The following is a 20613-nucleotide window of genomic DNA, read 5'->3' as shown; positions in this document are numbered from 1 at the left end:
ATCTAACCCACTCCCTGTAGGAGCTGCGGCACGCTGCGATCTTTTGACTTGGTTTTTAAAGACCAGATCAACAGATCGCAGCCTGCGGCAGCTCCTACACGGGGTGTGTCAGTCGTGATGGATGTCGGCGCGTTTCAGCAGTTTTTTGCAGCGTTCCGAGAGGTGAAACACTTGCAGGTGCTTGCCGGCCTTGGCGTAGCGCTCGCGCAGGGTTTTCAGTGCGGCAATCGCCGAGTAATCGACGAAGCTCAGATGCCGGCAATCCAGCGTGACCTTTTGCGGGTCGTTGGCCGGGTCGAACTGGTGGAGAAACGGCGTGGTCGAGGCAAAGAACAGCGTGCCATGCAGGCGATAGAGCTTGCTGCCGTCCGCCTCCAGATGTTCATCGGCGTACAGCTCGCGGGCCTGCTGCCAGGCGAAATTCAGTGCGGCAATGATGATCCCGCACAGCACGGCGGTGGCCAGATCGGTGAACACGGTGATGGTAGTCACCGCGATGATCACCAGCACATCGTTGAGCGGGACTTTGTTGATCACGCGCAACGACGCCCAGGCGAAGGTCTGCTGCGACACCACGAACATCACACCGACCAACGCCGCCAGCGGAATGCGCTCGATCAGCGGTGACAGAAACAGGATGAACAACAGAATCAGCACGCCCGCGACCACCCCGGACAGACGCCCGCGCCCGCCCGAGCTGAGGTTGATCACGGTCTGGCCGATCATCGCGCAACCACCCATGCCACCGAATGCACCCGAGACCATGTTCGCCGCGCCCAGCGCCACGCATTCGCGGTCCGGGTAGCCACGGGTTTCGGTGATTTCGTCGGTGAGATTAAGCGTCAGCAGGGTTTCCAGCAGGCCGACCAGCGCCATCAGAATCGCGTACGGGGCGATGATGCGCAGGGTCTCGAAGGTCAACGGGATGTCCGGCAAGGCCAACGTCGGCAAGCCGCCGGCAATGTGCGCCATGTCACCGAGGGTGCGCGTCGGAAGGCCGAACAGGTAGACCAGCAGACCGACGCCGAGGATCGCCACCAGCGCCGGCGGCACCGCTTTGGTCAGGCGCGGCAGGACGTAAACGATGGCCATGGTCAGCGCCACCAACCCGGTCATCCAGTACAACGGCGTACCGCTGAGCCACGCTTCGCCGCTTTTGAAATGCTCCAGTTGCGCCAGCGCGATAATGATCGCCAGGCCGTTGACGAAGCCGAGCATCACCGGGTGCGGCACCATCCGCACCAGTTTGCCCAGGCGCAACAGTCCGAACGCCATCATGATCAAGCCGCCGAGCAGCACCGTCGCCAGCAGATATTGCACGCCGTGCTGGACCACCAGCGCAACGATCACCACCGCCATCGAACCGGCCGCGCCGGAGACCATGCCCGGCCGTCCGCCGAACAACGCGGTCAATGTACAAATGATGAAGGCGCCGTACAGGCCCATCAACGGATTGAGGTGCGCCACCAGCGCGAACGCAATGCATTCGGGCAACAGGGCAAACGAGGTGGTGAGTCCGGCCAGGACATCGGCGCGCAGACGAATCGGTTTCATGCTGTACCTGACTGAGCGGCCGCCGTGCGCGGCCGCAGATGTTCGCGGGATTTGAGGGGTGCGGATGTTACGGAAATGTCCGGGATCGGGCCAGTGATCGCTGACACTTGTCGACTTCGGCTTTATGCTGGCGCGCTCTTCTGTTCGTCGAGTTGAAACATGGGCTCTTTTATTACCGCCCGCGAAGTGTGCCAGCGTTTGCGTGACGCTGCGCTCGGCGTGCTGGCGTTCAACGTCTGCGAGCGGCCGAACGCGGCCGGGATGGTCGCGGTCGACATCGACGGCTGGTCTCTGCTGCTGGATTTTGCAGATGGCCGATTACATCACTGTGAACACGCCCGCACTGGCGATGGCAGGCATGGCGCATTCGACACTTGGCAGCGTTACGGCACCGATCCGGTGAGTTTGCTTAGCACCTGGGAATTGGCGCAGATCGAAACGTTACTGCGCGAAGCCACTCAACCCTGACGCAAATCGAGCAGGTAGGTGTAGTAACCGCTGTCGCGCACGTACCCCAGCGACTCGTACAAACCCTGCGCCGTGACGTTATCGGTGGCGGTTTCCAGCATCAGGCCTTTGGCGCCGGTCTGCAGTGCAAACTCTCGCGCCGTGTTCATCAGCAAGCGACCTATCCCGCGACCACGGGCAGCGGGCGTGGTGAACAGATCGCTGAGCAACCAGGTGCGATGGGCGTCGATCGACGAAAACGTCGGGTACAACTGCACAAATCCCAGCGCCGCGCCGGACTCATCCTGCACCAGAAAAATCGCTGATTCATTGCCGGCCATGCGCTCGGCGATGAACGCGCGTGATTGCTCAAGATTCGGCGGTTGCTGGTAAAAACCTCGATAGGCGTCGAATAACTGCGCCACCGCGTCCAGCTGTGCAGCGCCCGCGCGCAATGCCTGAATGGCCATTTCCCCTCCTTTTTTACATCAATGATCGAACCAGCATAGCGCTGCGCGTCGAGTATGCTGGATTCACCGCTATATAGTTTTGTATATTGCGAAACCGAAATCGCCAGAAGCTTTCCATGCCGTCCAATCAATTCGTGTCTCCATGAGTGCCATACGCGTACGTAACGAGCAGTTGATCCTCGCCGCCGCCAGCGAAGAATTCGCCGCCAAAGGCTTCGACGCCACCCAGACTCGCGACATCGCGGCCCGTGCCGGGGTGCCCAAGGCCAACCTGTATTACTACTTCCAGACCAAGGAAAACCTCTACGGCAAAGTGCTGCTGGGTTTTGTCGAACCGCTGCTGGAAGCTTCGGCGGTGCTACGTGAAAGCGATGATCCGCTGATTGGTCTGCGTGCCTACGTGGCGGCGCGGATTCGCATCGCCCGGGAACATCCGGCGATTGCCAAGGTGTTCAGCGGCGAACTGTTGCTCGGTGGCCGACAATTGCCCGACGAATGTCGCGACCTGTTGCACGCCGAAGCGCGGCGCAATGTCGAATGCCTGCGCAGCTGGATCGAGCGCGGCTTGCTCGCGCCGGTGGATCCGCAACATTTGATGCTGTTCATCTGGTCGGCGACGCGCACGTACACCAACATCGGCTGGCAGATGGGCTGCATCACCGGTCGACCCGATCCGCAGGATGAGGATTACCAGACGGCGGCGGAGACGATTACGCGAATGGTGCTGGAGGGGGTGGTGTCGGAACCCGTGGAGAGTGCACGTGGATGGTTGTTTGCGACGTGAATGACGCGGGGCTGCGAGGCAGCCCCAAGGATGTTCGCCAAGTACCTCGCCGCAGGGTGTCAGGGCATGAAATCCAGCGGCAAAGTTTCACCGTCCGTTTTTGCAACAACGTCTGATAATCGCCTTTGAGCAGCGTGTGCGGTAGCTCGTTTTCCTGCTCAGTCCGCGCCACGCCTAGGCTGAGCAGGTCGTAATCAATCGACAGCGACTGTTTCGACGCTACGTAGCAGAGTTTGCAAGACAACATCGACAGATTCCATTCTTCGGGGCGGCGGCATTATGCCAGCGGAGTGTTGTCAGTGCTGCCGCCTTCGCGAGCAGGCTCGCTCCCACAGGGGAGTTTTGCCGGGCACAGGAATCTGTAAACACCCCCATTGTTGTGGGAGTGGGCTTGCTCGCGAAGGCGTCGTGTCAGCCAAAACATGCGCTACAGGCATACCGCTTTCGCGAGCAAGCCCGCTCCCACAGGGGAGTTATGCTGGGCACAGGAATCTGTAAACACCCCCATTGTTGTGGGAGTGGGCTTAGGCCGGGCACAGGAATCAGTGAATACCCCATTTATTGTGGGAGCGGGCTTGCTCGCGAAGGCGTCGTGTCAGCCAACACATGCGTTACAGGCACACCGGTTTCGCGAGCACGCGTTGCTCCTGCAGTGGCTCGGGAGGTTATTTGAAGGTGATGGCGGCGGCGGGTTTTACGTCGATTCGGGCCACGGAGCCGGTCAGGTGGGCGAGGTCCTTGTTGTGTTCGGCGATGATGTCTTCGGCGCTGGTGTTGCCGTTGTTGATGGTCGAATGCGCATCGGCGGCGAGCACCACGTCATAACCCAGTTGATGGGCCTGTCGCACGGTGGCATTGACGCAGTAATCGGTTTGCAGGCCGCAGATGACCAGTTGCTCGAAATCTTCGCCGGGCAGCAGCTTGCGCAAATCAGTCTGGTAGAACGAATCCGGGGTGGTCTTGCGCACGCGCAGGTCTTTCGCACTTGTTTCAAGGCCTTCGGCCAATTGCCAGCCGTCAGCACCATGGGCCAGCGGGCTGCCCTTTTCTTCGTGCTGAATCAACACCACCGGCACGCCGGCTTTGCGCGCACGGCCGCTGAGGTCATTGATCGTATTGATCACGCGGTGAATGTCGAAACACTGGTATTCGCCCGAGCAGAGGGCGCGCTGGACGTCGATGATCAGCAATGCGGTGGTCATGGTGTGCCTTCCTTGATCAGTCCTTGAGACAGGGGCGGATATGACTCCGCCCCCTTTTTACGCCCCTCAGTAACCCAGTGACAACCCGGTGTTGCGCCGTGGATCGTTGGCGCCGTAGAAGCGGTTTTTGCCGACCGGTTTACCGCCCAGTGACGGCGCGCCGACCAGAATCGCGGCGATGTGGTTGGCATCCTGGGGACCTGCAAACTTGTGCCCCCAACTTTCGAGGATCTTCTTCGTATCCGGGCTGGCGGCGAAGTCTTCGAGGTTGGTTTCTTCCGGCATCCACTGCTGGTGGAAGCGTGGCGCATCGACCGCTTCCTGCAAGCCCATGCCGTAGTCGATGACGTTGAGCATGGTCAGCAAGGTCGCGGTGATGATCCGGCTGCCACCCGGTGTGCCCACCACCATCACCACTTTGCCGTCCTTGGTGACGATGGTCGGGCTCATCGACGACAGCGGCGCCTTGCCCGGGGCGATGGCGTTGGCTTCGCCCTGCACCAGGCCGTACATGTTCGGCACGCCGACCTTGGAGGTGAAGTCGTCCATTTCGTCGTTGAGGATCACCCCGGTTTTGCTTGCCATCACGCCGGCGCCGAACCAGTCATTGAGGGTGTAGGTGACCGAGACTGCGTTGCCCCACTTGTCGACGATCGAATAGTGCGTGGTGTTGCTGCCTTCATGCGGTGCGACGCCGGGTTTCAGCTCAGCCGACACACCGGCCTTCTGTGGCTGGATGGCGTCGCGCAGTTTGGTCGCGTAGTTCTTGTCGAGCAGGTGCTCGATCGGGTTCTTGACGAAATCCGGATCGCCGAGGTAGCTGTTGCGATCCACGTAAGCGTGGCGCATCGCTTCGATCTGGTAGTGCATGCCCTGGGCCGAATGGAAGCCCAGATCCTTCATCGGATAGCCTTCAAGAATGTTCATGATCTGGCAGATCACCACACCGCCGGAGCTTGGCGGTGGCGCGGAGACCACGTGATAGCCACGGTAATCGCACTCCACTGGCGCCAGTTCGCGGGTCTTGTACTTGTCGAGGTCGGCCTGGGTGATGATGCCCTTGTTGGCCTGGCTGGAGGTCACGATGGCATCGGCCACCCAGCCTTTGTAGAACCCGTCGGCGCCTTTTTCGGAAATCGTCCGCAGGGTTTTACCGAGATCCTTTTGCACCAGTTTCTGCCCGACCTGCATCGGCTCGCCGTTGTGCAGGAAAATCGAACCGGAATCGCGCATGTCCTTTTTGAACACATCGGTGGCGTAGTCCAGCAGTTCGACGTCGCCCTGCTCCAGTTCAAAACCGTCTTCAGCCAGTTTGATGGCCGGCGCGATCATTTCCTTGCGCGGTTTGGTGCCGTACTTGCTCAGGGCCAGCTCCATGCCGGACACGGTGCCCGGCACGCCGACGGCCAGATGGCCACGCGTACTCAGATCCGGGACGACGTTGCCGTCCTTGTCGAGATACATGTTGGCGGTCGCTGCCAGCGGAGCTTTTTCGCGGAAGTCGAGGAAGGTCTTGCGCCCGTCCGCCAATTGAATGGTCATGAAACCGCCACCGCCCAGGTTACCGGCGGCGGGATACACCACCGCCAGCGCATAACCCACTGCAACAGCGGCATCCACGGCATTCCCGCCGCTCTTCAAGACGTCGACGCCAACGTGAGTGGCGAGGTGTTGCGCGGTGACCACCATGCCGTTTTCGGCGGCAACCGGTGCCACCGAGGCGGCGTGAGCCATGAGGCAGCTGAGTGCCAGTGAGGTCGCTATCAGCGATTTGGCCAAAGGTTCGTACTTCATGAGTCGATCTCTTTTTTTGTTTTTAGGAGTTGGGCAAAACCCAGGGGAACGCTTCAAGAGCAACAAGCAGTATGGTCGGCTTTGCGTATTGCGCCTCCCTGCACGGGCGCTATGCTGGACGCCGTTCACACTTTGCGCCGGAGCCTGTCGTCATGCCCTACACGTTCATCACCCTGCCCTCGCCGGTCGGCGAGCTGAAGCTGGTCGCGAACGGCGCACGACTGGTGGCCATCCTCTGGGAAAACGACAAACCGAACCGCGTGCCCCTCGGGCCGATGAGCGCAGCGCCGGACAATCCGATCCTGCTGAAAACCGCCCGGCAGCTCGAAGAATATTTTGCCGGTACGCGCGATTGCTTCGATCTTGAACTGGACTTCGCCGGCACGGCGTTTCAGAAACAGGTCTGGGCCGCATTGCTGACCATTCCGTTTGGCCAAACACGCACCTACAGCCAGATCGCCGAGCAGATCGGCAATCCTGCAGCGGTAAGAGCGGTGGGTGCGGCGAACGGGCGTAATCCGATCTCCATCGTCGCGCCGTGTCATCGGGTGATTGGCGCATCCGGAAAACTGACCGGATTTGCCGGAGGCCTTGAGGCAAAAGAGCGGCTGTTGGTGCTTGAAGGTGGGCAGTGGCCAGGAACCACCGGACGTTTGGAAGGCTTCTAAATGTAGGAGCTGCCGCAGGCTGCGATCTTTTGATCTTCACCAACCCACAAAAAAGCCCGGCAGCGCTACCGGGCTTTTTGTTCACTTACCGCTGATGAGCAATACCCTCCACGAGCGCATCAAACGCCTGATCAGACAACCGCGCCCCATGAATCAGCGGCCCATAACGCCGGCTGAATTCCCAGTTGTACGGCACGCGATCCTTGCTGACGCCGTTGTCCCAGTTGACCGACCAGGTCATCAAGCCTTTGATCGGATGTCCCTTGATCGCCAGACGCTTCAGCGCATTGCCGACCACGGTGTTATCGATCACGTAACCGGTGGCAGCCGCATCATTGTTCGCTGGCAGACCGATGACGAACTTGTCCGCCGGGATTTTGGTGAAGCCACGCGTGCCGGTTACCAGACTTTCGGTCAGGTAATAGAGGAAGTCCTCCTTCAGCGCATCGTTGTTTTGCGCGATCCACGCGCCCGCACCGTTATTCGCTTCAGGCACCCAGACGCCGTCGCCACCCTGGTTGTAGAACTGCGGCGCGATGAAGTCGTAGTAGCCTTCCAGTGCCTGCAGGTAACCGACGTATTTGCCGTTACTGGTCAGGTAGGGAAACTCCGGGGCCATGCTGATGATGAAGTGCTTGCCCTGGCCGGCGTAATGATCCTTGACCAGTTTCAGCGCAGCCGGCAGGACAGTCTTGTTGGCAGCGAAATCAATCGCGCTCTGTTCAAGATCGATGTCCAGACCATCGAAGCCGTAGGTTTCCACCAGCCGGATGATCTCGTTGGCCAGCGGTTGTTCCTGGCCGGCGCGCAGCTCGATGTGCGCATCGGCACCGCCGAGGGAAATCAGCACCGCCCGCCCCTGACTGTTGAGCACACCGACCTGGCGGCGAAACTCGGCATCGGAGACATTGAACGGTTTGAAGGTCGGAATCCCGCTGCCCTTCATGAAGGCCACCGCAACCACGTTGTACTCCTTGGGCACCTCTTCGAGCGCGAGGCTGGCGAAACGGCCTTGGCGATAACCATCGCTAGGCCCCGCCGACCAGTTGTGCCAGAAGCCCATGAGGATCTTCTTGCCGGCAATGTCCGGCATCAGCGAGGCAGCATCGCTCGCCGCGTTGTGCATTAAAGAAAAATCGATGTTTGACATGTTCTAATCCTTCAGAACGTGTGGATTTGGCGTTACGAACGCTATTTGAAGTCGACGTCAAAAGCCTGATAGAAAGCGTTGCCAGTGTTGGCGACGATCCACATCAGCACGATAACGTGATGACCCTTTTTATTGGCCGGTAGTTTCACCGCGTGATTGACCTTGGCCTTAAGCTCGTTCGGATAGCTGTAGTAAGGCACCTGCGGGTAGAAATCCTCGAAGAACGGTTGGGTTTCCAGTTGCGCGCGGGTGATGCGTTGTTTCGGGTCCCAGCCATCCTTGGTGATCAGCCAGCGATAGCCGCGAGTGGTGTGCGGCGCGGTGTATTCCCATTTGATTTCGAGGGTCTGCCCCGGGGTGACGTTAAGCAGCGGCCAAGTGAACGGACGAGCGAGTTTCTTGCTCATTTCCTCGCTGGTGAAGTTCACGCAGTCGCGGGCATCGGTCTTGCCACCGCTGAGGATGTAACCGTCGGCTGGCGGCGTGACACTGTCAGAGTCGGTCTGATACGGCGCCGGGAAAGGCCCCGCCGTCAGTGCCGGGAAGTTCTTGCCACCTTCCATCTCGTTGACCTGCCAGGCACCGAGCAATCCTTGCTCGATGGCAACCGCACCGCGGCTGGCAGGGGAAATGACACGACCGTGTCGCAGTTGGGTTTGTGCTTGTGGTTGATTCATGTTTTTCACTCCGTTGATTTAAGAACTCTCCTGTCCGAGGAGAGGCCTTCAAGCTAACGGAGGGGTATTTTTTGTCCATCGGCGCTTTTGTCGCAGCCTGACGTCGAAAACCACTGAAACGGCGAAAATACTGGATGGATAAACAGTTCATTGCAACGATTCGTACCTGACGTGTAGCCAAAGGCGTACACGTCGATGTTACGAAATCTTGCATTCACCCATCACGGCAATTGCGCCTTGAACTCCTTTTCGTATTGCCCGGCCAGCTGCTCTTTCTGCTTTTCGTTGAGCAGTTTGCCGGCCATCTGGAAGAACTTCTGCTCTTCTTCCTTGAGATGATGATGAACCTTGTCCGAGAGTTTTTTCGCCGTGGCCAGCCACGCGGGGCTGGACATCTCGGTCTCGTCGAGTTCTTCCATCATCTCGTCCATTTCATGGTGTTCGGAAATCGCGTGACGGCTGAGATCGACGCCGTTGTCGAACTCCATCAACGGGATGTAGAAGTGCCGTTCTTCGGCGGTTTCATGAGCTTGCAGTTCAGCCTTGAGCTGTTTGTAGGCCTCGACCCGTTCCGGCGTGTCACCGCTGGTCTCGATCAGGGTTTTGGCGTAGCTGCGCTGGCGGTCGTGGCTTTCGCGAAGGGCTTCGAAAATGTTCATGGGATGTCCTCATCAACCGCGTGCTGGAATGACGCTGTAAAGGCTAGACCCCGGCGTGAGAGCGGCAGTTCCACCGAGTTGAAGAAGCGTTTGGAAGATGGCCGTCGGGCAGGATAGGCTGTTGATTCAGACCACAAGGAAGTCATGCATGAACTTGCGTATCGAGTTGTCGCAGAACCCCAACGAAGAACAACGCAACGCGATTCTGGCGCCGCTGCGCGCGCATAACATCGCCCAGGCCGGCGCCTCGAAGAAGGAGCCGCTGGCGCTGTTGGTGCGCGACGAGCACGACGCGATTCTCGGCGGCCTGTATGGCCACACGTTCTATCGCTGGTTATTCATTGAGCTGCTGGCAGTGCCGGAGCAAGGGCGCGGCCAGGGCATCGGATCAAAGTTGATGCAGATGGCCGAGGATTTTGCCCGGGACAACGATTGCGTCGGGATCTGGCTCGACACCTTTTCGTTTCAGGCGCCGGAGTTTTACCGCAAGGTGGGATTTAGCGAGTGTGGCGAGATTGTCGATTATCCGCTGGGGCATAAGCGGCATTTCTTTCAGAAGCGGCTTATCGGTTGAATGAAGCGGCCCCATCGCGAGCAGGCTCACTCCTACATTGGATTTGTGCACGACACGGACAATGTGGGAGTGAGCCTGCTCGCGATGGCGGCTTTAGCATCACCGCACGATCAAAGGCAAGTCGCCAACGCCGCCAGGCGCCGCTTGGCAACAAAATCATCCTTCTGCGCGTAGTAATTCAACGTCGTGCCCGACGCCTCGGTGATCACGTCGACAAACGACTCCGCCGAACGCGTATAGACCGTTGTCCCGCCAAGCTTGCGTGGCTCCAGATAAGCCGCCGCATCGACACCGAACACCGCCTCGTCCTGCCAGCCGAATTGCACGCACTGGGCCACGACTTTCTCGGCTTTGTCCGAGGTCAGTACTTTGTAAGGGGCTTGAGTGCGAGCATCGTCCATCGCCGAACCCGCGCAACCGGCCAGCATCGTCGCGGCCAGCGCTACCATCAGAATTCGCATTGCATTCGCTCATTCAGAAAAAAGCGGACTGTATCACTGCAACGCGGGAAATCGTTCTGCTTTACTGCATTTATAGCGCGACACCTGCCCGCCGCTGCGGCAACCTAAGGACATCAGCCTCACAAGGAAAACCCATGGCGCCTACCGACCAACGACATGAACACGCCCTGAAAATATTTCTCGATGCCCGCCCCGAGCTGCGCGAAAGTCTCGATCATCTCAACCCGTTGCTGGCCCAGGCCAAGGGCGAAACCCAGGCACAGTATCGCGAAGAGCGCCTGCATGAAGCGTTTGAGGCCGAGGCGGAAAATCTCGGACTGTTTGCCTGGGAATTGACCTTGCAATTGACGGCTGATTCGCCCGAGGAATATCAGGTGCAACGTTTGGAAGTGCATCGTGAAGTCGCAGAAATGGCCGGGATGGATTGGCTGGAATATTGCGATTTGTATGGGATAGAACCGTAACTGCCGCTCAAGGACACCTGCACCGATGCTGCCATCCGCCTCGACTCATCGCGCCAGCCCTGGCCATCTGCACACGCAAAAGTGGCGCGGCCGCGTGGGTCTGGCACTGGTGGCGAGCCTGTCGGTACTGGCCGGAATGACCGATGCCATCGGCTTCATGGCCAGCGGCGACTTCGTCTCGTTCATGAGCGGAAACACTACCCGACTGGCCGTGGCAATCAGCGTTGGTGACATCGGACTGACCATGCGCCTGGTGATTCTTGTCACCACGTTCGTGGTCGGTAACGCCTTGGGGGTTGTCGTGGCGCGTCTGGCCGGACGACGCGCGCTGCCGCTTTTGCTGTGCATCGCCACCCTGCTCTGTGCGGCGGCAGCCTGGCCGTATGACACGCAACTGCCGGCATTGCTCGCAGCGATCATTGCGATGGGCATGCTCAACGCGTCGGTCGAAGAAGTGAATGGTTTACCGGTCGGACTCACCTATGTCACCGGCGCGTTGTCGCGATTCGGACGCGGACTGGGCCGCTGGATGCTTGGCGAACGGCGCAGCGGCTGGCGGGTGCAGTTGGTGCCGTGGAGCGGGATGTTCATCGGCGCGATTCTGGGAGCGGTGCTGGAACATCATTTCGGACTCAAGGCGATGTTTGCCAGCGGTTTACTGGCCGCGATGATCGGGCTGCTCTCGCTGAAAATCCCGCGGCGCTGGCAACTCGGCTACATGCCCCGCTAACCGCAAATCCCCTGTAGGCGCTGACGAGTGAAACGAGGTTGCGATCTTTTGATCTGGTTTTTTAAAATCAAGATCAACAGATCGCAGCGTGCCGCAGTGCCTACAGGGATCGGGTTTGCGCGATCCTTTGGCGGCCGCAATGCTTTATCATGGCCGCAGTTTTGCTGATCGAGTCCGTCATGAAGTTCGCCATCGCGCTGTTTTCCGCCGCCCACGCGCCCTCCTCGCGCCGCGCCCTGCTGTTTGCTCAGGCTGCGCTGGCCGGTGGGCATGAAATTGTCCGGCTGTTTTTCTATCAGGACGGCGTCTACAACGCCTCGGACGCGGTGGTCACGCCGCAGGACGAACTCGACCTGCCCAAGCAGTGGCGCGCATTCATCAGTGAGCAAAAGCTCGACGGCGTGGTGTGTATCGCCGCTGCCCTGCGTCGTGGCGTGTTGAATAATGAGGAAGCCCAGCGTTATCAGCGTGAAGCGGTCTCAGTCAGCGCGCCGTGGGAGTTGTCCGGTCTCGGTCAGTTGCACGACGCGGTGCAAGACGCCGACCGTCTGATCTGCTTCGGAGGTGCGTAACATGGCCAAATCCCTGCTGCTCATCAGCCGCCAATCGCCATGGTCCGGCCCGGCTGCCCGCGAAGCGCTGGACATCGTCCTCGCCGGTGGTGCCTTCGATCTGCCGATCGGTCTGCTGTTTCTCGATGACGGTGTGTTGCAACTCGCTGCCGGGCAGAACGCCAAGGCCCTGCAACAGAAAGACCTCAGCGCCAACCTGCAAGCGCTGCCGATGTTTGGTGTAGAAGAGTTGTTCTACTGCGCCGACAGCGCCAGCGCCCGTGGCCTCGACCAGTTGTCGCTGGACGAAGCGCAGGCGCTGGCCGCCGAGCAAATCACCGCCCTTATTGACCGTTACGACCAAGTGATCACCCTCTGATGTCGACTTTGCACGTGTTGTCTCATTCCCCGTTCGGCGACGATCGCTTGAACAGTTGCCTGCGTATCATCGGCAATGCAGACGCGTTGCTGCTGTCCGGCGACGCGGCTTATGCGTTGCAACCCGGCACTGCGCCGTTTAATGCGCTGCAAAGCCGTCAGGTGAAGCTGTTCATCCTCACGGAAGACGCGCAGGCCCGCGCCATCGAGATCCCGGACTGGGCCGAAGCCATCGATTACCCGGCCTTCGTCGAGCTGTCGATCCACCACGACAAGGTCAATAGCTGGCTATGAATTCGATCACCGTCGGCGCCCGCGCCATCGAACTGGACAAGGACGGTTTCCTGGTCGACTTGAGCGACTGGTCGGCCGACGTCGCCAGCGCCCTCGCCGCCGCAGAAGAGATCGAGTTGACGCCTGAACACTGGGAAGTCCTCGAACTGCTGCGCAGCTTCTATGCAGAGTTCCAGCTGTCGCCGGCCACACGTCCGCTGATCAAGTACACCGCGCTGAAACTCGGCCCGGACAAAGGCAACAGCCTGCACCTGAACCGACTGTTCAAAGGCACCCCTGCCAAACTCGCCGCGAAACTGGCGGGCCTGCCCAAACCGACGAATTGCTTATGACCGACTTTCCAGCGCTGACCCTCGAAACACCCGTCGAGCACCCGTTCGCCCAATTCGTGCGCATTCTCGGCAAGGGTAAACGCGGCGCTCGCGACCTGACCCGCGAAGAGGCTCGCGAGGCGATGGGCATGATCCTCGACGACAAGGTCGAAGACACCCAGCTCGGCGCCTTTCTGATGTTGCTGCGGCACAAGGAAGAAAGCGCCGAGGAAATGGCCGGTTTCACCGAAGCCCTGCGCGCACGTTTGCAGGCGCCGGCCTTGAATGTCGATCTGGACTGGCCGACCTATGCCGGCAAGAAGCGCCATCTGCCGTGGTATCTGCTGGCGGCCAAGTGCCTGGCGCAGAACGGCCTGCGCATTTTCATGCATGGCGGCGGCGCACACACCGCCGGGCGTCTGTATAGCGAACAACTGCTCGGCGAGCTGAACATTGCGTTGTGCCGCAATTGGCAGCAGGTTGGCACGGCGCTGGATAACGGTGGTCTGGCGTTCATGCCGCTGGTGGACTGGGCGCCGCAGCTGCAAAAGATGATCGACCTGCGCAATACGCTGGGCCTGCGCTCACCGATTCATTCGCTGGCGCGGATTCTCAATCCGCTGGGCGCACGTTGCGGGCTGCAAAGCATCTTCCACCCCGGCTATCAGGCTGTGCACCGCGATGCCAGCGGTCTGCTTGGCGACACGGCGATTGTGGTCAAGGGCGACGGCGGCGAAATCGAGATCAACCCGGATGCCGACAGTCACCTTTACGGTACTACCGGCGGCGAGAGCTGGGACGAGGAATGGCCGCAACTGTCGGCGCAACGTCACGTCAAACCGGCCTCGCTGGAGGTCGAACACCTGAAGGCCGTGTGGCGCGGCGACGTGGTCGACAGCTACCCGCAAATGGCCCTGATTGCGACCATGGCCCTGGCATTGCGCGGTCTCGGTCAAAACCGTGAACAGGCTTTCGCCACCGCCGAGCAATATTGGGCCGCTCGGGACAAATCGATTTAACCGATCATTCACGCCCGATCTTTGCGCTTTTTGTTCGAACTCATCGGAATAGACTCGACTCCAACGATTATTATTGGTTTACGGAGTCTTGATCATGGGTTTACTCGTCGACGGCCACTGGCAGGACAAGTGGTACGAAAGCAGCAAGGACGGCGCGTTCCAGCGCGAACAGGCCAAGCGCCGCAACTGGGTGACCGCAGACGGCCAGCCCGGCCCGAGCGGTGAAGGTGGCTTCGCCGCCGAAGCCGGGCGTTATCACCTCTACGTTTCGCTCGCTTGTCCATGGGCGCATCGCACGCTGATCCTGCGCAAACTCAAAGGCCTGGAAAGTCTCATCGACGTTTCGGTAGTCAGTTGGTTGATGCTGGAAAACGGCTGGACCTTCGACAAGTCGCACGGCTCGACCGGCGACAAACTCGATGGCTTTGACTTCATGCACCAACGCTACACCGCCGATACCGCCGACTACACCGGGCGTGTGACCGTGCCGGTGCTGTGGGACAAAAAGCTCAAGCGCATCGTCAGCAACGAATCGGCGGAGATTATCCGCATGTTCAACAGCGCGTTCGATGGCTTGACCGGCAACGATCTGGACTTCTACCCGGCGCCGTTGCGCGGTGAAATCGATGCGCTGAACGAGCGGATTTATCCGGCGGTGAACAATGGCGTGTATCGCGCAGGGTTCGCCACGTCGCAACAGGCTTATGAAGAAGCGTTCGATGAGGTGTTTGCCGAACTCGATCATCTGGAGCGCGTGTTAGGCGCCAACCGTTATCTGAGCGGGGAATACCTGACTGAAGCGGACGTGCGTCTGTTCACCACCATGATTCGGTTTGACGCGGTGTACCACGGGCACTTCAAGTGCAACCTGCGGCGGATTGCCGATTACCCGAATCTGTCGAACTGGTTGCGTGAGTTGTATCAGTTGCCGGGGATTGGCGAGACGGTGGATTTTCAGCACATCAAAAATCACTACTACGGTAGCCACAAGACCATCAACCCGACAGGGGTTGTGCCGAAGGGGCCGGAACAGGATTTCACCGTGGCCCATGATCGGGCGCGGTTGGCTGGCAAAGGGGTTTGGTTGAAGGGCTAACAGCAAAAGATCGCAGCCTTCGGCAGCTCCTACAGGAGAGCGCATTCTCATGTAGGAGCTGCCGAAGGCTGCGATCTTTTGATCTGCTTCAGACCTGCGCCTGAGCCCCCTCAAACCACGCCAGTTTCTCGCGCAGTTGCACCACTTCCCCAACGATCACCAGTGTCGGCGCATGCACTTCATGCTCCGCCACCAATCGCGGCAGATCAGCCAGCGTGCCGGTAAAGACCCGCTGATTGACCGTGGTGCCCTGCTGAATCAACGCCGCCGGGGTATGCGCCGAGCGACCGTGCTTGATCAGTTGTTCGCAGATCACCGGCAACCCCACCAGGCCCATGTAGAACACCAGCGTCTGCGCCGGCGCGACGAGGTCGGCCCACGGCAGATCGGTGGAACCGTCCTTCAAATGCCCGGTAACAAAACGCACTGACTGCGCGTAATCACGATGGGTCAGCGGAATTCCGGCATACGCCGCGCAACCGCTGGCCGCGGTGATGCCCGGCACGACCTGGAACGGTATACCGTGGGCGGCCAGTTCTTCGATCTCTTCGCCCCCACGGCCGAAGATAAACGGATCACCGCCCTTCAAACGCACCACACGTTTACCGGCCTTGGCCAGATCGACCAGTTGCTGGTTGATCTGATCCTGCGGCACGGCGTGATCAGCACGACGCTTGCCGACATAAATGCGCTCGGCATCGCGACGGCACAGTTCAAGTATCGCCGGCGCGACCAAGCGGTCGTACAGCACCACATCGGCTTGCTGCATCAGACGCAAGGCCTTGAAGGTCAGCAGATCCGGATCGCCCGGCCCTGCCCCGACCAAATACACTTCACCAGTGGTGACCGTGGATTCGCCATCGATCTTCGCCTGTAGCAAACGCTCGGCTTCGGCGCCCTGCCCGGCCAGTTGCCGATCGGCAATCGGGCCCTGGAACACGTCTTCCCAGAAGCCACGGCGCTGCTGCACATCCGGAAACAAGGTTTTCACCTGATTACGGAAACGTGCCGCGAGCCCGGCCAGATGGCCGTAGGTCGATGGAATCCAGGTTTCGATCTTGGCGCGAATCAACCGCGCAAGCACCGGCGCATCGCCGCCACTGGACACTGCGATGATCAGCGGCGAGCGATCGACGATCGCCGGGAAGATCACGCTGCACAAGGCAGGCGCGTCGACCACGTTGACCGGCACGCAGCGCCGATGAGCATCGGTAGAGACTTGTGCGTTCAGCGTTTCGTCGTCGGTGGCGGCGATGATCAGCCCGCAACCGTCCAGATCCGCTTCAACGTAACCGCGCAACAGGCACTCGCCAGCAGAGGCTGTGACCAGTTCGCGCAGTTGCGCTTCGATTTCAGGTGCGACCACCCGCAGCAGCGCACCGGCGTCGGCCAGCAGGCGGGATTTGCGCAAGGCAATTTCCCCCCCACCGACGACCAACACACGACTGCCGCGCAGGTTGTGAAACAGCGGCAGATATTTCATTTAGCCGATGACCTCAAGGCCACCCATGTACGGCTTCAGCACGTCCGGTACGCGGATCGAACCGTCGGCCTGCTGGTAGTTTTCCAGCACGGCCACCAGCGTACGACCGACCGCCAGACCCGAACCGTTCAGGGTGTGCACCAGCTCAGGCTTGCCGGTTTCCGGGTTGCGGAAACGCGCTTGCATGCGGCGGGCCTGGAAGTCGCCGCAGTTCGAGCACGAGGAAATTTCGCGGTACTTGTCCTGGCTCGGGATCCACACTTCGAGGTCGTAAGTCTTGACCGCGCTGAAGCCCATGTCGCCGGTGCACAGGGCCAGGGTGCGGTAAGGCAGACCAAGCAGTTGCAGGACTTTTTCGGCGTTGGCGGTCAGGCCTTCCAGCGCCTCCATCGAGGTCGACGGCTCAACGATCTGGACCATTTCAACTTTGTCGAACTGGTGTTGACGGATCATGCCGCGCGTATCGCGACCCGACGCACCGGCTTCACTGCGGAAGCACGGGGTGTGAGCGACGAACTTGATCGGCAGCAGTTTCGAATCGACGATTTCGCCGGCAACGATGTTGGTCAGCGACACTTCGGCGGTCGGGATCAGGTACAGATCGGCTTCGCCTTCGCGGGCGATCTTGAACAGGTCTTCTTCGAACTTCGGCAGTTGACCGGTACCTTGCAGTGCCGGCGCCTGAACCAGATAAGGCGTGTAAGCCTCTTCGTAGCCGTGCTCGTTGACGTGCAGGTTGATCATGAACTGCGCCAGTGCGCGGTGCAGACGGGCGATCGGGCCACGCAGCAGGGCGAAACGGGCGCCGGACAGCTTGGCGGCGGTTTCGAAATCCAGCCAGCCGAACTTCTCGCCCAGGGCAACGTGGTCTTTCACTTCGAAATCGAAGGCCGTCGGCGTGCCCCAGCGGCGCACTTCGACGTTGTCGTCTTCGTCTTTGCCGACCGGCACGGATTCGTGTGGCAGGTTAGGAATACCCAGCACGATCGAGTCCAGCTCGGTCTGGATCGCGTCCAGCTCGACTTTACCGGCGCTCAGTTCGCCCGCCATGCGCTCGACGTCCGCCATCAACGGAGCAATGTCTTCGCCGCGCTGCTTGGCCTGACCGATGGATTTGGAACGCGCGTTACGCTCAGCCTGCAGTGCTTCGGTGCGGGTCTGGACGGTCTTGCGCTGTTCTTCCAGCGCTTCGATGCGCGCGGTATCCAGGGCAAAGCCACGGGAAGCCAGGCGGTCCGCTACGTCCTGAAGGTTGCTACGTAACAGTTTGGAATCGAGCATGTCGGTTTCTCGTTATCAAAGTTTGGTCAAAGACAGGCCAGCCCACGTTGCGAGCAGCCCGCCGAATACGCTGAGTGCCGCATAGCCCAGGGCCAGCGGTACTTGCCCGCTTTCCAGCAGGCGCACCGTATCCAGTGAAAAGGATGAAAAAGTCGTCAGGCCCCCGAGGAAGCCGACCATCAACCCGGCGCGCACCTCGATCGGCACTTCCGGGCGTATCAAAAACAGGCCGTACAACACGCCAATCAACAGACAGCCCACGATATTAACGGCCAGCGTCGCGGTATAGAAGTGCCGCGGCCAATTGGCGCTGATCCAATTGCCGGTGGCGAAGCGCAACAAGGTGCCGGCCATGCCGCCGACGGAGACTGCAATAATCAGTGGAACCACTATTTTCTCCGCTGCCTAGGGCTTAAACGATCGAGTTGGGCGAGGTGGTTGAGCTTCTCGCCGATCTTCAATTCCAGGCCGCGAGGCACCGGTTGATAGAACGCAATCGGCTCGAGTTCTTCCGGGAAATAATCTTCGCCGGCAGCGTAGGCATCCGGTTCGTCGTGGGCGTAGCGGTATTCGTCGCCATAACCCAACTGTTTCATCAGCTTGGTCGGCGCGTTGCGCAAATGCAGCGGCACTTCCAGCGAGCCGTGTTCGGCGGCGGCACGCAGGGCGGTTTTGAAACCCATGTACACCGCGTTGCTTTTTGGCGCACACGCCAGATAAGTGATGGCTTGCGCTACCGCCAACTCGCCTTCCGGGCTGCCGAGGCGTTCCTGCACTTCCCACGCCGCGAGGCACAGGCTCAGTGCGCGCGGGTCGGCGTTGCCGATGTCTTCGCTGGCCATGCGCACCACGCGCCGGGCCAGATACAACGGATCGCAACCGCCGTCGATCATCCGCGCAAACCAGTACAACGCGCCGTCGGGATTGGAGCCGCGTACCGATTTGTGCAGCGCCGAGATCTGGTCGTAGAACGCTTCGCCGCCTTTGTCGAAGCGTCGACGGGTGTCGCCGAGCAGGCTTTGCAGCAGCTCGGTGCCAATCTCGCTGTCGTCTTCGGCCAGATCCGAGGCGTTTTCCAGCAGATTAAGCAGGCGCCGACCATCGCCATCGGCGGCGGACAGCAGCATCTGGAAACCTTCATCGTTAAGCGTCAGGTTGCGCTTGCCCAGGCCGCGCTCTTCGCTGAGTGCGCGCTGCACCAGTTTGCGCAGCGCTGCTTCGTCGAGGCTTTTCAGCACGTAGACGCGCGCGCGGGACAACAAGGCGTTATTGAGTTCGAACGAAGGGTTTTCGGTGGTGGCGCCGATGAAGATCAGCGTGCCGTCTTCAACGTAGGGCAGGAACGCGTCCTGCTGGGATTTGTTGAAGCGGTGCACTTCATCGACAAACAGAATCGTGCGCTTGCCGTACTGGCCGGCTTGCTGCTTGGCGATTTCAACCGCCTGACGGATCTCCTTGACCCCGGCGAGCACCGCCGAGACCGTTTCGAAGTGCGCATCGGAGACTTCCGCGAGCAATCGCGCCAGGGTGGTTTTGCCCACGCCGGGCGGGCCCCAGAAGATCATCGAATGCAGGGCACCCTGCTCCAGCGCCTCACGCAGAGGCTTGCCGCGAGCGAGCAGGTGTTCCTGGCCGACGTACTCATCCAGATTGGTCGCCCGCAAACGCGCGGCCAGTGGCTGGGCAATCGGTGCACTGCGAAACAGATCCATCACGTAGCGTTGAAACCTCTATTTTTTCGAATACTGTGTGAAACCGTGTGGCGAGGGGATTTATCCCCGTTGGGCTGCGAAGCTGCCCCAAAAGCGACGACTGCTGCGCAGCCGAACGGGGATAAATCCCCTCGCCACAAAAGCCCCTCAACAGCAGGCCCTCACCACAAAGGCCCTGACACAAGGGGCCTGAATTTATTCCTGGATGACGTCCGCACCCTTGGGGATGTCGAACTTGAATTTCGAGGCTGGCACTGGCTCGTTGGCCTTGACCCCGGTGAACAGGATGTTGGTGCGCTGGCCGACGCTGTCGATCAGTTGCATGTCGTTAAGCAGACCGTTGCGGAATGACAGACGCAGGTTGTCGAACAGGGTGTCCTTGGTTTTCGGCTTGAGGGTGAAGTCGATCACGCCGCCCGCTTCTTTCGCGCTGATGTCGAAGCTCTGGCTGATTTTCGACACGTCACCGGACAGCAGCAGCGCCGGGGTCTGGGTCAGGCGTTCGTCGAGCTTCTTGATGGTGGCCTGTTCCAGGTCCGGATCCCACAGCGTTACCTTCTTGCCATCGGAAACCATGGTCTGCTCGGCCGGCGCATTGGTGTGCCAGTAGAACAGGCCCGGACGCTGCAGGGTCATGTCGCCAGTGGTTTCCTGCAACTGCGTGCCGCCGCCGTCGAGGGTCAGCTGCGAAAAGTTCGCGCTCAGGGTCTTGGATGTTTCCAGCAATTGGGTCAGACGTGCCACGTCCTTGTCATCGGCGTGAGCCGTGAGGGTGGTCAACGCCAGTACTGGCAACAGCATGCGGATAAGACGCATGGGAGTCCTCTTGAATACTCGTGGGAGAGCGGCGGAAC

Annotated in this window: 24 protein-coding genes and 1 pseudogene; 12 read left to right on the top strand and 13 right to left on the bottom strand. The window is 60.1% G+C overall.

The features are described from left to right. Positions 1-108 precede the first annotated feature (108 nt). Positions 109-1554: a SulP family inorganic anion transporter gene (locus QOL84_RS02415; protein ID WP_283436020.1), complete on the bottom strand. Its 1446-nt coding sequence runs from the start codon at positions 1552-1554 to the stop codon at positions 109-111. A gap of 159 nt (positions 1555-1713) precedes the next feature. Here QOL84_RS02415 and QOL84_RS02410 point away from each other — a divergent pair, with 159 nt between their 5' ends. After that, positions 1714-2022 (top strand): DUF7693 family protein, encoded by a 309-nt coding sequence (locus QOL84_RS02410; protein WP_283436019.1) that lies wholly within the window; start codon positions 1714-1716, stop codon positions 2020-2022. On the opposite strand, the gene QOL84_RS02405 is transcribed toward QOL84_RS02410, so the two are convergent. Beyond that, complete coding sequence (locus QOL84_RS02405) at positions 2013-2471, bottom strand: GNAT family N-acetyltransferase (protein WP_283436018.1); 459 nt, start codon at positions 2469-2471, stop codon at positions 2013-2015. The two genes, QOL84_RS02410 and QOL84_RS02405, sit on opposite strands and share 10 nt — an antisense overlap. A 142-nt stretch (positions 2472-2613) precedes the next feature. Here QOL84_RS02405 and QOL84_RS02400 point away from each other — a divergent pair, with 142 nt between their 5' ends. Beyond that, entirely contained in the window at positions 2614-3255 is a 642-nt protein-coding gene (locus QOL84_RS02400) for a TetR/AcrR family transcriptional regulator (protein WP_283436017.1), read from the top strand. Between the two features lie 665 nt (positions 3256-3920). Here the strand turns inward: QOL84_RS02400 and QOL84_RS02395 are convergent. Beyond that, the gene (locus QOL84_RS02395; protein WP_283436016.1) at positions 3921-4457 is read right to left on the bottom strand and encodes a cysteine hydrolase family protein; all 537 of its coding nucleotides are present in this window, start codon (positions 4455-4457) and stop codon (positions 3921-3923) included. A 66-nt stretch (positions 4458-4523) separates the two neighbouring features. Beyond that, complete coding sequence (gene ggt / locus QOL84_RS02390) at positions 4524-6251, bottom strand: gamma-glutamyltransferase (RefSeq protein ID WP_283436015.1); 1728 nt, start codon at positions 6249-6251, stop codon at positions 4524-4526. A gap of 152 nt (positions 6252-6403) precedes the next feature. Between ggt and QOL84_RS02385 the strand changes: the two genes are divergently transcribed. Then, positions 6404-6919, top strand: a complete 516-nt coding sequence (locus QOL84_RS02385; protein ID WP_283436014.1) for a methylated-DNA--[protein]-cysteine S-methyltransferase — start codon at positions 6404-6406, stop codon at positions 6917-6919. A 127-nt stretch (positions 6920-7046) separates the two neighbouring features. Here the strand turns inward: QOL84_RS02385 and QOL84_RS02380 are convergent. The 3 genes and pseudogenes from QOL84_RS02380 to QOL84_RS02370 form a co-directional block, all read right to left on the bottom strand. Further along, positions 7047-8069: pseudogene (locus tag QOL84_RS02380) on the bottom strand (chitinase); the annotation flags it as partial. A gap of 41 nt (positions 8070-8110) precedes the next feature. Beyond that, positions 8111-8746, bottom strand: coding sequence for a lytic polysaccharide monooxygenase auxiliary activity family 9 protein (locus QOL84_RS02375; protein WP_283436013.1), 636 nt, complete (start codon positions 8744-8746; stop codon positions 8111-8113). A 221-nt stretch (positions 8747-8967) separates the two neighbouring features. After that, positions 8968-9405, bottom strand: a complete 438-nt coding sequence (locus tag QOL84_RS02370; RefSeq protein WP_283436012.1) for a hemerythrin domain-containing protein — start codon at positions 9403-9405, stop codon at positions 8968-8970. Positions 9406-9553: 148 nt separating this feature from the next. Between QOL84_RS02370 and QOL84_RS02365 the strand changes: the two genes are divergently transcribed. Next, the gene (locus QOL84_RS02365; protein WP_283436011.1) at positions 9554-9979 is read left to right on the top strand and encodes a GNAT family N-acetyltransferase; all 426 of its coding nucleotides are present in this window, start codon (positions 9554-9556) and stop codon (positions 9977-9979) included. Positions 9980-10089: 110 nt separating this feature from the next. On the opposite strand, the gene QOL84_RS02360 is transcribed toward QOL84_RS02365, so the two are convergent. Next, the gene (locus QOL84_RS02360) at positions 10090-10440 is read right to left on the bottom strand and encodes a hypothetical protein (protein ID WP_283436010.1); all 351 of its coding nucleotides are present in this window, start codon (positions 10438-10440) and stop codon (positions 10090-10092) included. Between the two features lie 134 nt (positions 10441-10574). On the opposite strand from QOL84_RS02360, the gene QOL84_RS02355 reads away from it, so the two are divergent. From QOL84_RS02355 to QOL84_RS02320, 8 genes are all read left to right on the top strand, one after another. Continuing rightward, complete coding sequence (locus tag QOL84_RS02355; protein WP_283436009.1) at positions 10575-10904, top strand: DUF6388 family protein; 330 nt, start codon at positions 10575-10577, stop codon at positions 10902-10904. 25 nt (positions 10905-10929) lie between these two features. Then, positions 10930-11634 carry a YoaK family protein gene (locus tag QOL84_RS02350; RefSeq protein ID WP_283436008.1) on the top strand — a complete coding sequence of 235 codons (705 nt, stop codon included), beginning with the start codon at positions 10930-10932 and terminating at the stop codon, positions 11632-11634. A 179-nt stretch (positions 11635-11813) separates the two neighbouring features. Beyond that, positions 11814-12206, top strand: a complete 393-nt coding sequence (gene tusD, locus QOL84_RS02345; RefSeq protein WP_283436007.1) for a sulfurtransferase complex subunit TusD — start codon at positions 11814-11816, stop codon at positions 12204-12206. A 1-nt stretch (position 12207) separates the two neighbouring features. Then, positions 12208-12564, top strand: a complete 357-nt coding sequence (gene tusC, locus QOL84_RS02340) for a sulfurtransferase complex subunit TusC (protein ID WP_129394497.1) — start codon at positions 12208-12210, stop codon at positions 12562-12564. After that, positions 12564-12857 carry a sulfurtransferase complex subunit TusB gene (gene tusB, locus QOL84_RS02335; RefSeq protein WP_283436006.1) on the top strand — a complete coding sequence of 98 codons (294 nt, stop codon included), beginning with the start codon at positions 12564-12566 and terminating at the stop codon, positions 12855-12857. Before tusC ends, tusB begins: the two co-directional genes overlap by 1 nt. After that, positions 12854-13189: a TusE/DsrC/DsvC family sulfur relay protein gene (locus QOL84_RS02330; protein WP_283436005.1), complete on the top strand. Its 336-nt coding sequence runs from the start codon at positions 12854-12856 to the stop codon at positions 13187-13189. The genes tusB and QOL84_RS02330 overlap by 4 nt, the downstream gene beginning before the upstream one ends. Continuing rightward, positions 13186-14187 carry a glycosyl transferase family protein gene (locus tag QOL84_RS02325; RefSeq protein WP_283436004.1) on the top strand — a complete coding sequence of 334 codons (1002 nt, stop codon included), beginning with the start codon at positions 13186-13188 and terminating at the stop codon, positions 14185-14187. Before QOL84_RS02330 ends, QOL84_RS02325 begins: the two co-directional genes overlap by 4 nt. A 94-nt stretch (positions 14188-14281) precedes the next feature. Beyond that, positions 14282-15283, top strand: a complete 1002-nt coding sequence (locus tag QOL84_RS02320; protein WP_283436003.1) for a glutathione S-transferase family protein — start codon at positions 14282-14284, stop codon at positions 15281-15283. A gap of 88 nt (positions 15284-15371) precedes the next feature. On the opposite strand, the gene cysG is transcribed toward QOL84_RS02320, so the two are convergent. The 5 genes from cysG to lolA form a co-directional block, all read right to left on the bottom strand. Further along, positions 15372-16766, bottom strand: coding sequence for a siroheme synthase CysG (gene cysG / locus QOL84_RS02315; protein ID WP_283436002.1), 1395 nt, complete (start codon positions 16764-16766; stop codon positions 15372-15374). Further along, complete coding sequence (serS, locus tag QOL84_RS02310; RefSeq protein WP_053121586.1) at positions 16767-18047, bottom strand: serine--tRNA ligase; 1281 nt, start codon at positions 18045-18047, stop codon at positions 16767-16769. Between the two features lie 15 nt (positions 18048-18062). Further along, entirely contained in the window at positions 18063-18437 is a 375-nt protein-coding gene (gene crcB, locus QOL84_RS02305) for a fluoride efflux transporter CrcB (protein WP_093100589.1), read from the bottom strand. Beyond that, entirely contained in the window at positions 18437-19759 is a 1323-nt protein-coding gene (locus QOL84_RS02300) for a replication-associated recombination protein A (RefSeq protein ID WP_283436001.1), read from the bottom strand. The genes crcB and QOL84_RS02300 overlap by 1 nt, the downstream gene beginning before the upstream one ends. Before the next feature lie 195 nt (positions 19760-19954). Continuing rightward, the gene (gene lolA / locus QOL84_RS02295; RefSeq protein ID WP_129394506.1) at positions 19955-20575 is read right to left on the bottom strand and encodes an outer membrane lipoprotein periplasmic chaperone LolA; all 621 of its coding nucleotides are present in this window, start codon (positions 20573-20575) and stop codon (positions 19955-19957) included. Between the last annotated feature and the right edge of the window lie 38 nt (positions 20576-20613).

Origin of the sequence: Pseudomonas helmanticensis (assembly GCF_900182985.1) — a bacterium.
Lineage (GTDB): Bacteria > Pseudomonadota > Gammaproteobacteria > Pseudomonadales > Pseudomonadaceae > Aquipseudomonas > Aquipseudomonas helmanticensis.
The sequence above is the reverse complement of the archived record's forward strand: the minus strand, read 5'-3'. Positions and strand labels throughout refer to the sequence as shown.

Coding starts and splice junctions, on each gene's coding strand:
- tusD (WP_283436007.1), top strand. CDS start 11,814: ATGAAGTTCGCCATCGCGCTGTTTTCCGCCGCCCACGCGCCCTCCTCG.
- QOL84_RS02360 (WP_283436010.1), bottom strand. CDS start 10,440: ATGCGAATTCTGATGGTAGCGCTGGCCGCGACGATGCTGGCCGGTTGC.
- ggt (WP_283436015.1), bottom strand. CDS start 6,251: ATGAAGTACGAACCTTTGGCCAAATCGCTGATAGCGACCTCACTGGCA.
- tusC (WP_129394497.1), top strand. CDS start 12,208: ATGGCCAAATCCCTGCTGCTCATCAGCCGCCAATCGCCATGGTCCGGC.
- QOL84_RS02365 (WP_283436011.1), top strand. CDS start 9,554: ATGAACTTGCGTATCGAGTTGTCGCAGAACCCCAACGAAGAACAACGC.
- QOL84_RS02355 (WP_283436009.1), top strand. CDS start 10,575: ATGGCGCCTACCGACCAACGACATGAACACGCCCTGAAAATATTTCTC.
- cysG (WP_283436002.1), bottom strand. CDS start 16,766: ATGAAATATCTGCCGCTGTTTCACAACCTGCGCGGCAGTCGTGTGTTG.
- QOL84_RS02410 (WP_283436019.1), top strand. CDS start 1,714: ATGGGCTCTTTTATTACCGCCCGCGAAGTGTGCCAGCGTTTGCGTGAC.
- QOL84_RS02350 (WP_283436008.1), top strand. CDS start 10,930: ATGCTGCCATCCGCCTCGACTCATCGCGCCAGCCCTGGCCATCTGCAC.
- QOL84_RS02370 (WP_283436012.1), bottom strand. CDS start 9,405: ATGAACATTTTCGAAGCCCTTCGCGAAAGCCACGACCGCCAGCGCAGC.
- serS (WP_053121586.1), bottom strand. CDS start 18,047: ATGCTCGATTCCAAACTGTTACGTAGCAACCTTCAGGACGTAGCGGAC.
- QOL84_RS02300 (WP_283436001.1), bottom strand. CDS start 19,759: ATGGATCTGTTTCGCAGTGCACCGATTGCCCAGCCACTGGCCGCGCGT.
- QOL84_RS02375 (WP_283436013.1), bottom strand. CDS start 8,746: ATGAATCAACCACAAGCACAAACCCAACTGCGACACGGTCGTGTCATT.
- QOL84_RS02400 (WP_283436017.1), top strand. CDS start 2,614: ATGAGTGCCATACGCGTACGTAACGAGCAGTTGATCCTCGCCGCCGCC.
- tusB (WP_283436006.1), top strand. CDS start 12,564: ATGTCGACTTTGCACGTGTTGTCTCATTCCCCGTTCGGCGACGATCGC.
- QOL84_RS02320 (WP_283436003.1), top strand. CDS start 14,282: ATGGGTTTACTCGTCGACGGCCACTGGCAGGACAAGTGGTACGAAAGC.
- lolA (WP_129394506.1), bottom strand. CDS start 20,575: ATGCGTCTTATCCGCATGCTGTTGCCAGTACTGGCGTTGACCACCCTC.
- QOL84_RS02415 (WP_283436020.1), bottom strand. CDS start 1,554: ATGAAACCGATTCGTCTGCGCGCCGATGTCCTGGCCGGACTCACCACC.
- QOL84_RS02405 (WP_283436018.1), bottom strand. CDS start 2,471: ATGGCCATTCAGGCATTGCGCGCGGGCGCTGCACAGCTGGACGCGGTG.
- QOL84_RS02395 (WP_283436016.1), bottom strand. CDS start 4,457: ATGACCACCGCATTGCTGATCATCGACGTCCAGCGCGCCCTCTGCTCG.
- QOL84_RS02325 (WP_283436004.1), top strand. CDS start 13,186: ATGACCGACTTTCCAGCGCTGACCCTCGAAACACCCGTCGAGCACCCG.
- QOL84_RS02330 (WP_283436005.1), top strand. CDS start 12,854: ATGAATTCGATCACCGTCGGCGCCCGCGCCATCGAACTGGACAAGGAC.
- QOL84_RS02385 (WP_283436014.1), top strand. CDS start 6,404: ATGCCCTACACGTTCATCACCCTGCCCTCGCCGGTCGGCGAGCTGAAG.